General features: G+C 67.8%; 11 protein-coding genes and 4 pseudogenes. 9 read left to right on the forward strand and 6 right to left on the reverse strand.

Annotated elements, in window-relative coordinates:
- Positions 1-97: 97 nt before the first annotated feature.
- Positions 98-1,243 carry a trypsin-like serine peptidase gene (locus tag ACIQ7Q_RS24835; RefSeq protein ID WP_403866119.1) on the forward strand — a complete coding sequence of 382 codons (1,146 nt, stop codon included), beginning with the start codon at positions 98-100 and terminating at the stop codon, positions 1,241-1,243.
- 697 nt (positions 1,244-1,940) lie between these two features.
- Here ACIQ7Q_RS24835 and ACIQ7Q_RS24840 read toward each other — a convergent pair.
- The 3 genes and pseudogenes from ACIQ7Q_RS24840 to ACIQ7Q_RS24850 all read right to left on the reverse strand — a co-directional run bounded on the left by ACIQ7Q_RS24840 (position 1,941) and on the right by ACIQ7Q_RS24850 (position 3,272).
- Entirely contained in the window at positions 1,941-2,309 is a 369-nt protein-coding gene (locus ACIQ7Q_RS24840) for a hypothetical protein (protein WP_403866122.1), read from the reverse strand.
- Positions 2,309-3,039, reverse strand: a pseudogene (locus ACIQ7Q_RS24845) (IS256 family transposase). Before ACIQ7Q_RS24845 ends, ACIQ7Q_RS24840 begins: the two are co-directional and overlap by 1 nt.
- A complete protein-coding gene (locus ACIQ7Q_RS24850; protein ID WP_403866125.1) occupies positions 2,940-3,272 on the reverse strand; it encodes a hypothetical protein in 333 nt (110 codons plus the stop codon). The pseudogene ACIQ7Q_RS24845 and the gene ACIQ7Q_RS24850 overlap by 100 nt, the downstream one beginning before the upstream one ends.
- A gap of 28 nt (positions 3,273-3,300) precedes the next feature.
- Between ACIQ7Q_RS24850 and ACIQ7Q_RS24855 the strand changes: the two genes are divergently transcribed.
- From ACIQ7Q_RS24855 to ACIQ7Q_RS24880, 6 genes and pseudogenes are all read left to right on the forward strand, one after another.
- Positions 3,301-3,456 (forward strand): hypothetical protein, encoded by a 156-nt coding sequence (locus ACIQ7Q_RS24855; RefSeq protein WP_403866128.1) that lies wholly within the window; start codon positions 3,301-3,303, stop codon positions 3,454-3,456.
- Complete coding sequence (locus ACIQ7Q_RS24860) at positions 3,453-4,163, forward strand: AAA family ATPase (RefSeq protein WP_403866131.1); 711 nt, start codon at positions 3,453-3,455, stop codon at positions 4,161-4,163. Before ACIQ7Q_RS24855 ends, ACIQ7Q_RS24860 begins: the two co-directional genes overlap by 4 nt.
- 831 nt (positions 4,164-4,994) lie before the next feature.
- Positions 4,995-5,399: pseudogene (locus tag ACIQ7Q_RS24865) on the forward strand (IS5 family transposase); the annotation flags it as partial.
- 277 nt (positions 5,400-5,676) lie between these two features.
- Positions 5,677-6,219, forward strand: coding sequence for a DM13 domain-containing protein (locus ACIQ7Q_RS24870; RefSeq protein WP_403866134.1), 543 nt, complete (start codon positions 5,677-5,679; stop codon positions 6,217-6,219).
- Positions 6,220-7,027: 808 nt separating this feature from the next.
- Positions 7,028-7,186, forward strand: a complete 159-nt coding sequence (locus tag ACIQ7Q_RS24875) for a hypothetical protein (RefSeq protein WP_403866137.1) — start codon at positions 7,028-7,030, stop codon at positions 7,184-7,186.
- A 4-nt stretch (positions 7,187-7,190) separates the two neighbouring features.
- Positions 7,191-8,465, forward strand: coding sequence for an APC family permease (locus tag ACIQ7Q_RS24880; protein WP_403866140.1), 1,275 nt, complete (start codon positions 7,191-7,193; stop codon positions 8,463-8,465).
- Positions 8,466-8,714: 249 nt separating this feature from the next.
- Here ACIQ7Q_RS24880 and ACIQ7Q_RS24885 read toward each other — a convergent pair whose 3' ends face one another.
- Together ACIQ7Q_RS24885 and ACIQ7Q_RS24890 are read right to left on the reverse strand one after the other, a co-directional pair.
- Positions 8,715-9,059, reverse strand: a complete 345-nt coding sequence (locus ACIQ7Q_RS24885; protein WP_403866143.1) for a hypothetical protein — start codon at positions 9,057-9,059, stop codon at positions 8,715-8,717.
- Positions 9,060-9,155: pseudogene (locus ACIQ7Q_RS24890) on the reverse strand (GntR family transcriptional regulator); the annotation flags it as partial.
- A 355-nt stretch (positions 9,156-9,510) separates the two neighbouring features.
- Between ACIQ7Q_RS24890 and ACIQ7Q_RS24895 the strand changes: the two are divergent.
- Positions 9,511-9,828 (forward strand): annotated as a pseudogene (locus ACIQ7Q_RS24895) (transposase family protein); the annotation flags it as partial.
- 535 nt (positions 9,829-10,363) lie between these two features.
- On the opposite strand, the gene ACIQ7Q_RS24900 reads toward ACIQ7Q_RS24895, so the two are convergent.
- Positions 10,364-10,738: a hypothetical protein gene (locus ACIQ7Q_RS24900; protein ID WP_403866146.1), complete on the reverse strand. Its 375-nt coding sequence runs from the start codon at positions 10,736-10,738 to the stop codon at positions 10,364-10,366.
- A 472-nt stretch (positions 10,739-11,210) separates the two neighbouring features.
- Here ACIQ7Q_RS24900 and ACIQ7Q_RS24905 point away from each other — a divergent pair, with 472 nt between their 5' ends.
- On the forward strand, positions 11,211-11,603 hold the full coding sequence (locus tag ACIQ7Q_RS24905; protein WP_403866149.1) for a hypothetical protein: 393 nt from the start codon (positions 11,211-11,213) through the stop codon (positions 11,601-11,603).
- The last annotated feature ends 721 nt before the right edge of the window (positions 11,604-12,324 follow it).

Here is a 12,324-nt window from a genome sequence, read left to right on the forward strand (position 1 = left end):
CGCACACTCGATCCGGTCTGTGCGGATTTCTGTGCAGCAGACCGACCAGCTGCGCGCAGCCAGCGTGATCGCCTTCCAGTCTCCTTAGAGGCACACCATGACAACGTACAAGCAGACCGCGCACGCGCCGCGTTTCGTCAATGACGGCGAGCGGCCACTGACTCCATATGAACTCGCCACGCTGCGGCCCAGTCTGGGAACCGGCGAACGGCCTCCGGCGATGGCTGAGCTCGCCAGCCGTCGGCCCATCTATGTCCGTGCCGATGGAAGCCCCCCAGAGCCAGAGGTCCGCCGCATGGATGGAGCGGCTGAGGATCTGTGGCGTGTCGACGTGCCGGTCGGGCCCGAGGGCGAGATTTCCCTGCCCGGCAGGACGGCCCTGCGCATCGACCCACGAGAGCTGCTTTCCGGGATCGATTCCGATGTGGATCTGCAAGCATGCCGCCCCGAGTGGCTCGACCTGTTCCATGTACCGCGCGTCCTTCCCCTTCGCAGCAGAGGACCGATGAGGCGAGCAAACGGCGATCTCGTTGAGCCGAGAGTTGACCCGAGATTCGTCTTCGGCGACGACAACCGGCAGGAACTGAACGAAACGAGCTGGCCCTGGGGCTGTGTGGGGAAAATCGTCAACAGCGAGGGCCAACACGGGGCAGGGGCGCTCGTCGGCAACCGTCTAGTGCTCACAGCCGCCCATGCGTTGCCATGGGATGACATCGCGGCAGGCAATTGGTGGATGCGTTTCGTGCCCACCTACTGGAACGGCGAGTCCCTCCACGGTGCCGGCGTCCAATCCTACGTCTCGGATGCGACGGCCTTTCCGGAGAGCACGTCAACAGCCCATGACTGGGCCGTTTGTCGACTGTACGAACCGCTCGGGACATCGGAGCGACTCGGTCACTTCGGCACCCGGCCCTACAACCCCGCCTGGAACGGTCAGAGAAACTGGATCAACATGGGCTACCCGATCAACGATTGGTTCCTGGGCACCAGCTTCCAGAGCGGCATCAGCATCGATGCCGCCTACAGCGGCGACCACGGTGGCCTCGAATGCGAACATTACGGCGACACTACCGACGGCAACTCCGGCGGCCCGGTGTTCGCCTTCTTCGGCGCAGGAAACCCTCGCATCATCGCGGTTCAGGCCTTCGGGGCAGTAAACGAAGATGGCACACGAGTCAACGTCGCGGCCGGCGGCCCTGGCCTTGACAAGCTTGTGGCATGGGCACGCACGAACTGGCCCTAGAAATCCACTCGAGTTCGGCTTGCGGGCCGATTTGCCCGTGGACTTACGATGCGCTGGCGTTGTTGGCCGGCAACCGGCCCAGACGCTGCCTCTCCACCCTGATCTCACCCGTGATCGATCCCTAGCGAGCAGGTGCCCGGCCCTCCGTGCCCTCCCCCACGAGGCTACGAGCCGACGCTGACAGCCGGCCTCACGGGGCGGGCGGCCTCTGGGCCCAATCTCTGCTGGTCACCTGACATATGAGCGACGGAGCGGGGGCACAGCGCGGCGGGCATCGGCGGAGCCCCGTGGCACGCAGCGCCGAGGACAAGGGAGGCGGACAGCGCGAAGCAAGGGAGCGGGGCGCGCAGCGCCCTCAGCGACCGGCTGACCGGCCTCCGCGGCGCGTGAGAGCGCGCAACGCTCGGTCCGGCCGCAGCGCAGCGGAGCGCCCGGCACGCAGCGGGGGGCGAGGGCCGCGAAGCGGACCCGCCCCGGCCGCCGTCGTCCGCCGCTCAGTGCCCCGCCCCCGGTCAACGACGGTGCTGCGCACATGCCTCACTCGCGGCGGTGAACAGGACGGGCGAGCGTTGACCGAGGGGCGGGTAGGCGCCGGGCATCCGCAAAGCGGCCACCTCAGCGGCCCGCGGCCCGGACTTCATGCTGAGCACATGAATGACTGGGGCGGTCCCGATGAGCAATAGTCAATAGTTGTGGATCACTTCGCTTCTTGGTTGTCCGTCGCGCCGGTGTCCTCCAGTTGTCGGCGTAGGCGCCTGACTTCGGCGACGAGGCGGGGGATGTTGTCGCGGGCAGCGGCGATGAAGTGCGCGTTCTCGTCCCAGCGCTCATCGGCGGCCTCGACGTAGCGGGGCTGTTGGATGAGGGTTGCGGCCACGATCTCGCGATGGTCGAAGCCCGGCCACCGCTCACCGAGGCCGGTGTCGGGCAGGGTGCTCACGGCGACGAGGCTCATGGCGTCGACGTCGTCGAGGCTTCGGACGAACCACGGGCCTGGGGTCGCGGCCCGCGCGAGTTCGTCGAGCTCGTCCAGTTCCTCGTCGGTGAGCGGTTCCGGGGTGGTCATCAGGCCGCCAGCTCCTTTCGCTCCAGGAGCTGGCCACGTTCGAAGCGTGCTCCCGTGCGGACCAGGGGCACCAGGTGGGCCCCGGTGATCGCGCGCCAGCGGGCCTGGGCGGACTCGACGAGCTTGAACACCATGGCGAGGGCCGCGGCCGGGCTGCCGGCGCCGCGGGTGACTTTGGTGCGGAGCTTGACCCTGGAAAACCTGGACTCGATCGGGTTCGTGGTCCGCAGGTGGATCGAGTGCTCGGCCGGGAAGTCGTAGAACGCCAGTAGTTCCTCGGCGTCGTCGGTGATCTTCGCGACTGCCTTGGGCCACTTGGTGCCGTAGGTCTTCGCGAACGCCTCGATCGCCTTCTCGGCGTGCGCACGGTCCTCCGCGTGTAGATCTCCTGCATCGCCTTCGCCGCGCCCGGCTGCGCGGACTTCGGCAGGGCGTTCGAGACATTGCGGGCCTTGTGAACCCAGCACCTTTGATGCCTCGCTGCGGGGAACACCTCGGCCAGTGCCTTCCACAGGCCCATCGCGCCGTCGCCGACCACCAGCTCCGGATCGCGCATGCCGCGGTAACGGCAGTCGCGCAGCAGGTCGGCCCATGACTCGGTGGACTCCCGCAGTCCCTCGGCCAGCGCGATCAGCTCCTTGGTGCCGTCTGGGCGGACGCCGAGCAGGACCAGCACACGCACAAGTGCGCCTGCCCGAGCCGGACCTTGGGGTGGACGCCGTCGGCCCATACGCAGACGAAGTCGCGGTCGGACAGGTCGCGGTTCTGGAAGGCTGCGTGGTCATCGGCCCACTGCTTCGTCAGCCGCGTCACGGTCGTCGCCGACAGCCCGGACAACGGCGCCGGGTGCAGATAGCCCGCCACGTGGAAGTGCGGTGCTCCTGTGGTGCGTTGGGCCGTCATTCCGACGATGTGGTGGTTCCCGTCCACAGTCAGGGTCTCGATGAGGAACGGACTCGCCAATGACTCGGGTCGGATACAGCCAACCGGCATGACGACCACCCCGCGCGAGCGCTTCTCGATGCGCATCGGTGTCTCCGATGCCGTCGACGCCGCGCCGTACGACGGCGTTCCGGACCCCTTGCTTCGCCCCCTGGTGGAGGACCTGCAGGCGCCTTCCGAGTCCTGGGCGACACTGGTCGAGTGATTGTCGAACGCGCGTATGCCCATCTCTCCTCGTACGACGAGGGCTCCTGGCCGTGGTCCGTGCCCTGCGTCCGGCAGCTGCTCAACGAGGGGCTGCGCTTCACCGCACCGGTGACCTTTCTGGTCGGTGAGAACGGCTCGGGAAAGTCGACCCTGGTTGAGGCCCTGGCGGAGGCGTTCGGGCTCGACTCCTACGGCGGCTCCCACGAATGGCGCTACGCCTCCCCGCGTGGCAAGTCGGCGCTGGGCGAGCGGATAAGGTTCGACGCCGCCTCGCGGGGGCGCCGCATGGTCACCAGCTGGTCAGCCCGCAAGGGCTTCTTCTTGCGAGCCGAGACCGCGATGGACGCCCTGGACAGGGAGGGGTTCTCGCCAGACTCGGTCAGCCATGGCGAGGGCTTTCTCGCTGCGTTCCGCGGGAAGTTCCTTCACGCCGGCCTCTATGTTCTCGATGAGCCGGAGGCGGCGCTCTCCTTCTCTTCGTGCCTCGAACTACTCGGGCACGTCGATCGGGTGGCCAAGGCTGGCGGCCAAGTTATCTGCGCCACGCACTCCCCGTTGCTGACCGCCCTGCCGGGCGCGGACATCGTTGAGGTCGGCGAGCACGGCATGCGGAGGGTCGCGTGGCGGGAGCTCGGCATCGTGGATCACTGGCGGCGTTATCTCGCCGACCCGCATGTCTATCTGCGGCACATCGTCGAACCGTAAGCGACGCCTCCCCCTCTCGGCATATGGCCCCTCACCTGAAGCGATGTCGAAATCAACTTGGCACACCCGCGGCCTCGTGGGGCGGTGCGAGTGGTGACGGCCGCACCAGCTTGGGCTGCCGCCGCGCTGGATGCACCACGAATGGGGACGTGGCTGTGTTCGACTCCGTCTAGCGACCGGAACGAGGGGCGTCCTTCTCTCACCTCTTCGTCGCCGGATGCCGCCCGGCGTGCCGCTGGCCTGCTCGGTGTCAAGAGGGTGTTGCTCGTTCGGGTGATGCGGGCGGTCTATCCACTCCCCTGCGCATCAAAGCGCTGGGCGAGGTCGGTGAGGTCGTGTCGGCAGAGCTGACCACCCTGCTGCAGCAGATGGCGCACGAGTGGGTGGTGCTGGAGTACCAGCAACTGCCGCACGGCGGGCTGGCCCATCCGGCGCTGCCCGGGGTGACGTTGTCCCCGAACGAGATGTACGCAGCGCTCGTCTCCCGCTCCGGGTACCGGCCCAGGCCCCTGACGCCGGAGGACAACCGACAGCTGCTGGTGCCGGCCTGGGTGACGATCACTGACACGGGTTTCGACATCGACAAGCGCACCTACCAGAACGGGGCGGGTGAGCTGCGGTGGATGGCCGGCCTGAATTCCGGGCTGCCTGGTCCTGGGCAGGGCGGCAGGTGGGAGGCACGCTACAACCCCTACCGGCCCGAGGTCGCCTGGCTCTACGACCGCCGCGGAGATGGCCACTGGATCAAGGCAGAGTTCGTCCACCGTCATCTGCTCACCAGCCCCTGGACCGTCGATCACTGGGAAGAGGCCACGGCACGGGTCTGGCCGCGGGATCCTGTTCGTCCTGCACACCGGCATCCAGTGGGAGTATCTGCCTCAGGAGCTCGGCTTCGGTTCCGGTATGACGTGCTGGCGGCGGCTCGCCGCCTGGAACGAGGCCGGCCTGTGGGACCGTCTCCACGTCATCCTGCTGTCGAAGCTGCGGGCGGCGAAGCAGCTCGACTGGTCCTGGGCGGTGATCGACTCCAGCCACGTGCGGGCCGCTCGGCGAGGCCCAAAAAGCGGCCCCAGCCCGGTCGACCGCGCACGTCCGGGCAGCAAGCACCACGTCCTCGTCGACAGCCAGGGCATCCCACTCGCCGTGTCGCTGACCGGCGGAAACCGCAACGACGTCACGCAACTGCTGCCTCTCCTCGCCAAGGTCCCGTCCGTTCCGGGACTGGTCGGGCGTCCGCCCCGTCCTTGGCGATCACTCGAGTAACCCGCAGGCAGCCGCTTGCGAGGGGGCGACTTCGTCGCCCATCGCGAAGCGCGGGACGTTCCGGGTCGGGCGGAGCGGCCCGTGCCTCCGTAGCGAGTGGACGACGACCTCACCCGCCTGGGTCGCCTCGCATGCCCTCCCCCGGAGTCCGCCGCCGCGCACGGTGATGACCGGCGGAGGTAAACAGCCGAAGCCCTACGGAAGGTGCTGTGTGATGCGGGCGCGGGGCCCAGCGGTGTTGAGTGGGGGAATGAAGCTCCTCACCCGCCGCACACTGGTTCCAGCCTCCCTGGTACTGGCCGTTGTCGCCGCCTTCGGGCTCTACTTTTTCCAGCCGTGGAAGCTGTTCACCAACACGACCGTCGATGAATCGCTCCCCACCGTGCCCTCGATTGCCGCGCCCGAGCAGCCCGGGACGGCCAGCCAGTCGCCGGCTGCCGCACCGGAGGAGCTGGCGCGGGGCTCCTTCATCTCGCACGGCCACCCCACCAGCGGCACGGCCCGGACTTTCCGTCTCGCTGACGGTGGGCAGATTCTGAGGTTCGAGGACCTGAAGACGGATGAGGGGCCCGATGTACGCGTCTACCTCTCCATGCGTTCGGCGCAGGAGGCCGAGGACGGGCTCGGGGTTGGCGCGATCCAGCTGGCACATCTCAAGGGCAACCTGGGCAACCAGAACTACGTCGTGCCGGTCGGCACCGACCTGTCCGGCTTCAAGAGCGCGGTGATCTGGTGCAAGCGTTTCTCCGTCTCCTTCGGGGCCGCGGATCTGGTGCCTGTCCAGGGACAGTGATCCGTCTTGTTTGGCCGGGGCTCGGCCGAGGAGCAGCTCCGCCTGCCTGAGCCGCCGGCCACATCGAAGCCGCCCGTCACCCATGGCGGTGCCCTGGAGCCGGTCGAACAACGCCTCCACCTCACGGTGGTCCTCGATCAGCTCCTCAATCACATTCCCGCCGTACCCTATAGCCGCGTAATCCTCCAGGTCGGATCCCGTTGCGCCGGCCCGCGGCCGTGAGATACCCGCCATCCCTGACCAGGCAGCGAACCGGTGTAACCGACTCGGCCGGACGGCCTTGGAGAACCGCCGACCTCGAAGGGCGAGAGCGGGTCACAGCTGCTGCTTCACTTCGCCGCGGGACCATCACTGCCACGCGGTGAGTGGGGGTGCTGGTCGCTGCTCCAGGGACCGGAAATTGGGGGCGGGCTGGCGTATCCGCGCGGCCGGGTGCTGCGCACCGACTCGCTTCCCGCCCCGCAGGGCGTACCCCGGCCGTGCCCTGCGGCCCGGAGGTGAAGGCCGGAGGCCAGCCGTCGCGCTTTCACCGCGGTCTGTACCGCCAACCTCGAGCTCGCCGCCCTCGGTGTGGCCAGCAGGTGCTCATCGTCAACTGCCGTGGCATCCGGGCCTCCGAGTCCCAGTGTCGGTTGGAGGCCTGGCATGACTGGGGTGCCGGGCGGCACCATCGCAATGCTCGCCCTCATCCTCACCGGCATCAAAACCCCCGCCACGGGTCTCCTACGGCCGCGGAACCGCGGGGCCTCACCCAGGCGGGTGCCGATCTTTCACTGGAGAAACGTTGCCCCCTGAGGACACCGATCGTATGAGTGGGCGGGACACCACAATTGGCGCTCTCGATGACCGGCGGTGCGACAGAATCTGCTCCGGGGCCGCGAATTTCATGGCGGCGCGCATGGGGGCAGGGACCGACGTGAACGACGAGCAGGACTTCATCGCGGTGCGGCTGGGCGGTGAGGAGTGAGTTGATGGGCCATCCAGCGACGGGGGCGGGCATGCCGGACGGGCTGCAGCGGCGGCTTGGGCTGTTCGACGCCGTGACCATCGGCTTGGGCGCAATGATCGGCGCAGGGATCTTCTCTGCCCTTGCCCCGGCTGCACATGCGGCCGGCTCCGGGATGATGCTCGGTCTGGCTCTGGCCGCGGCGGTGGCGTACTGCAACGCCACCTCATCCGCCCGGCTCGCAGCTCGCTATCCGGCCTCGGGTGGCACCTATGTGTACGGGCGCGAGCGGCTCGGGGAGTTCTGGGGGTACCTGGCCGGATGGGGGTTCGTAGTCGGCAAGACCGCCTCCTGTGCGGCTATGGCGCTGACTGTCGGCTCGTACCTGTGGCCGGGCCACGCGCACACGGTAGCGGTCGCCGCGGTTGTGGCGCTGACCGCGGTGAACTACGCCGGGGTGCACAAGTCCGTGCTGTTGACCCGCGTGATCGTGGCCGTCGTCCTAGTGGTGCTCGCGGCGGTGGCCGTGGCCCTGCTCAACTCCACTGCCCCGGACTCGGGCAGCCTGGGCGTTGGTGACGATGCCACCCTCGGCGGCGTGCTCCAGGCCGCGGGGCTGCTCTTCTTCGCCTTCGCCGGATACGCGCGTATCGCCACCCTGGGCGAGGAGGTCCGCAACCCGTCCCGCACCATTCCCAGGGCGATCCCGATCGCGCTGGGCACAACGCTCGTCGTCTATGCCGTCATCGCGGTCGCCGCTCTGAGGGTGCTGGGCCCGATGGGGTTGGCTGATGCGAGCGCGCCGCTGTCGGAGGCGGTCCGGGCGGCCGGTGCCGGTTGGCTGGCGCCGGTGGTCAGGGTCGGAGCGGTGGTTGCGGCGCTCGGTTCGCTGCTGGCCCTGATCCTCGGCGTCTCGCGAACCACGCTTGCGATGGCCCGCGACCGGCATCTGCCGCACGTCTTGGCCGCCGTCCATCCGCGGTTCAAGACGCCGCACCGGGCCGAGCTCGTGGTCGGTGGCGTGGTGGCGCTGGTTGCCGCGACGGCGGACCTGCGCGGGGCGATCGGTTTCTCGTCCTTCGGAGTGCTGGCGTACTACGCCATCGCCAACGCCTCGGCTTGGACTCTCAATCCGGACGAAGGCCGCCCCGCCCGCTTCATTCCTGCTCTCGGCATGGTCGGCTGCCTGATGCTTGCCTTCGCCCTGCCGCTGACGTCGGTCATCGCGGGGGTCTGCGTGCTGACCTTTGGGGCCGCCGCGTTCGCACTCCGCCGGGTCGTAGCCGCCCGCACGCCGTAGACCGTCAAATACGCCTGCGTCTTCGAGCGGAAGGCTGCCGGCTGCACCGCTGCTCACGATCAGCCGGTTCGGCGGGAGCGGGGCGGCAGACAGGAGCGGGCGGCGGTCACCGACCGCCGGCGCGCGGCGGCCCGCGTCAGCGGGACGCCCTTGATCAAGTAATCTGACAGCTCGCTCCGTGCTGCTCCGTCCTGCGTGTGTTGCCGCTCCGTCGCGTGCGGCCGGTTCAACGTCGGCGTCTGCCTTCTTTCAGCCGGTCGTGCCGGGCCTTGGCGGCGGCCTCTTCGGGTGTGTAGTTGCCGCTGAAGCGCTTGCGTTGTTCCCTGACGCGCGCATGGCGTCGCGGTGGGCGATGGCTGCTTCGCATTCGGTGCTGGCCTTGGCGAATCGTTCTTCGGCAGCGGCGAGCTCGGCGGCTACCTCGTCGTCGCTCTTTCCGCTGAGCCGTACCGCTTCCTCGTCCGCCCGGCGCTGGGCCTCCTCCAGCGTCTCGTTGTAGCGCTTGAGGAACTGATCGCGCGGGCTGAGCTGGCGGACGAAGACGCCCCGGCCCTGTACGGAGTAGATCAGCCCCTCCTCCTTGAGGATGCGCAAGGCGTTCTGCGCGGTGGAGTTGGCGATGCCGTACTGGGCTTGCAGGTCGCGGGCGGACGGGAGCTTGGCACCGGGCGCGAACCGGCCGTCCTGGATCTGCTTGCGGAGCTCGTCCGGCGGTCATCCAGGTAGGGCTTGAACGCGTCCACCTTGGACGGTCGGCCCTGCCACTGCCCATGGAAGAGGTCCTCCGGTGCGGCTTGCGTCGGCGAAGAGCTTGACGGCGCGCGAGGTCATGCGGAGTTGGCGGCCGATCGCCCTCCGGCTGAGCCCTGCCGCAGCAGTTCGTGGACGGTCGCGTGCTTGGCGCGGGTGCGGTCGGCGTAACGATGTCCGGTCGGCCAGGGCGAGCCGGATGGGTCTTCGAAACTTCTCCGGTGGGGGCGGCGGACTGGGCTGGATCCGGGGCCAGGACCCGCAGGCATCCGCGGTGGTCTGCGACACGACGTTCGGCTGCACCCACGACCTCACCGCTGCCCGCACCCACCGGATCATCCGGATCTGTGAACGTCAAGGCGTGCCCGTCCTCGCCGACCGCGCCTACATCGGAGCCGGCCCCTGGGTGACCACGCCGATCAGACGCCCGCCCCTCGGAGAGCTCACTCCCACACAGCGGACGGTCAACCGAGCTCTGTCAGCAGCGCGGGCACCAGTCGAACGAAGTGTCGCAAGGCCGAAGTCCTGGCGGATCTTCCGCCGAGCCCGATGCAGCCCGAACCGCCTCTCGTCAATCGCCGCCGCCGTCCTCACCCTGGAGCGTCAACGCTGAAAAGGCTCACTCGCCGAAAGCGGTGCGACAAACGCGCCGCGCGTCCCCACGCGCCGAACGGCGGTGGGCTCGGCCGCACCGGACCACCGCCGCCCCGCTACGGCGCGAGCGCCGACTGCTCCGTCGCCCCAGCCACGACCCGTCCGGCGGGCGACGTGCTAGCTCGTCCGGAGAGCGCAGAAGCGCAATCTCATCGAGTCCGGGTTCACGGCCCTGCGTGCGTTCCGCCCTTGCCGCGGGAGGCGAGGCCCTCACACCGTGCGGACTCCGGCAGCGCCCGAACGAGGTAGCCCAGGCCGATGCTGCTGTTCTCCCCACGGGTAACCGTCCACACCCGCAACGCCTGTGGGTCCGTGTCGAACCCAACCCCAAAGACTGATCCACTTCGCCGCTCGAACGTCTCTACGACGCGCCGAGTCCTCTGGACGTGGGGTCGCACCTCGCCGTGGAGATGGGGTTGCACGCGGTCAATTGACCACTCCACCGGAGGAGACACGCGAACCTTCGGCTGGAACCAGGAAAGCCGCGGACCGCCTTACAGATTGCTGCTTTGTTCTTGTGTGGAGACCAGGTTGAAGGTGAAGTTGCAGGTGCCCTCCTGGGCATTCGCCTGAGTGGATGTCGCCGTATTCGCCTGTGTCAGCGTACTGTCGGTGGTTTCGCCCGTGACGATGGAGTTCGACTGCTCGATGGTCGACACCTGACTCTGGCTCTGAGTGACCACACAGGTGGGCACGATGATGACGGGCTGCTCCTTCTCTCGGTCCTTTGGGTCGTCCCGGTCCATCGCGCGGGACTTCACGACGCGCTCACCGCCGTCATCGGAGTGGGCGAGTGCGGTGCCTGAAGCTGCCGCAGAAAGCGCGCTGATCACCGCGCCGACGAGGACAGCCTTTGTAGTGAAGTGCACAGGTTCTTCCCTTCTCAGTCGCTGCCCAGGATGCGCACCTGGGCTCCAGGAGGCATACCGGGTTCCAAGGAGAACGCCGCTGGAGCAACTGACACTTCGCCTGATCGGACGACATGACGATCAGCGAAGTTGTGCTGGTACCTCGCCGCGGATCGGCCGGAGCGGCAGCCGCCCACCGGCTCGACCTGAGGCGTACAAGCAGCGGAACACCGTCGAGCGGTGCATCAGCTGTTGACTGTTTCCCTGTGCCATCAAATTGATCGTTGCCACTGAAGCTACGCCGTCAAGCCAGGAAGCCACCCGTTCGTCACTCTGAAGTTTGAATGATCGCATGGAGTGACAGGCATGCGCTGACACAGCGCGGGCGGGCCGTGCCGGACCGCGCGTCCACCTATCGCGGAAACTTCGCCTTCCGGAGGTAACAATGGCATCTGCTCGGATGCGACGCGGACTGGTAATTTCTCTGGCCACCATGCCCCTGCTGGCCATGGTCAACGCTGGCACGACCGCGGTGGCCCAGGAGACCATCACACGCTCCGCGGACGTCAGGGTGGAGGGCACATCGAATGTGTGCCTCACCTACGCCGGCTTCGAACGGTGCGTCCCACATGATGGGCAAGTGGAGGGCACCATGACCGTGAGCGTCACAGCACCCTCGAGACCGAGCGTGAACGTCAGCGAACGGCAGTGTCCGCAGGGCCAGAAAGGCCGTCAACTCGCGGTCAACGGCGAGGTGCCCGCCGGGGCAGCCATCACGCTCCAGTTCAGCGGCTCCGTGAACGGGGCGCCCCTCAACCACACGATCGTCGTTCTCCGAGGCACCCAAGTGAACAACGCTGTCGCCAGCGTCTGCACCAGCAAGTAGGGCGACACGTTGCCGAAGTGGGGGCCGAGGAAATCGGCAACGACCAGTTACCCGAATGCGGTGTGCACGCTTCAACGCACTTGAGCAACGGGATGCAGAACATCTCGGCTGCCGCGAAATCGGCGAGGGACTGCTGGGCATCGTTGGGCGGTCGACCAGCCAAGATCACCGTTACCGCTCAACCAGAAAGTGTCTGCAGACAGATCAGGAACGGAACGCCCTGCCCCGGTGAGCCCCTGCACCGCACCCGCGATGCTGGGGCTCACGCGTACCCGCCCGTTTGCCGGCTTGCGACCATGGCCACGCTCATCGTCGGGGTTGTGCGACGCCGTCGACCCCGACAGCGCGGCATCGGCGATCGCCAACCAGGGGGCCAACCGACCCATCCCCGTGTCCGGAGGGAACGTGCACGTGATTCAGCGCCTGGGAGTATCCAGGTCATCTGAATAGCCCTACGAGCGTGCATCTTTTGGGGCTGGGATCTGGGTCGCGAAAGGACTTACGCCGCTATCCCACGCTCCGTCCACAGGGCCCCGCAGCCCCGACACGCGCGATCAACACCACCGCCGAAGGGGACCTCTTCAACGTCTACGCCGCCTTGCCAATGGAACTCCCTGATTACGAGGCGACGTACGCAGTTACTCGGAACGCTTTCGGCGGGGCGTGACCGGCGTTGCAGGCCTCGCATGAAAGGCCTCAGCGGCCGGGGATGACATTGCGC

It is taken from the genome of Streptomyces sp. NPDC096176 (assembly GCF_044763255.1).
GTDB lineage: Bacteria > Actinomycetota > Actinomycetes > Streptomycetales > Streptomycetaceae > Streptomyces.

What these genes read in the sequence shown, in the direction of transcription:
- ACIQ7Q_RS24835 (WP_403866119.1), top strand. Translation starts at nt 98, where the DNA reads ATGACAACGTACAAGCAGACCGCGCACGCGCCGCGTTTCGTCAATGAC.
- ACIQ7Q_RS24840 (WP_403866122.1), bottom strand. Translation starts at nt 2,309, where the DNA reads ATGACCACCCCGGAACCGCTCACCGACGAGGAACTGGACGAGCTCGAC.
- ACIQ7Q_RS24855 (WP_403866128.1), top strand. Translation starts at nt 3,301, where the DNA reads ATGACGACCACCCCGCGCGAGCGCTTCTCGATGCGCATCGGTGTCTCC.
- ACIQ7Q_RS24870 (WP_403866134.1), top strand. Translation starts at nt 5,677, where the DNA reads ATGAAGCTCCTCACCCGCCGCACACTGGTTCCAGCCTCCCTGGTACTG.
- ACIQ7Q_RS24875 (WP_403866137.1), top strand. Translation starts at nt 7,028, where the DNA reads ATGAGTGGGCGGGACACCACAATTGGCGCTCTCGATGACCGGCGGTGC.
- ACIQ7Q_RS24880 (WP_403866140.1), top strand. Translation starts at nt 7,191, where the DNA reads ATGGGCCATCCAGCGACGGGGGCGGGCATGCCGGACGGGCTGCAGCGG.
- ACIQ7Q_RS24905 (WP_403866149.1), top strand. Translation starts at nt 11,211, where the DNA reads ATGCCCCTGCTGGCCATGGTCAACGCTGGCACGACCGCGGTGGCCCAG.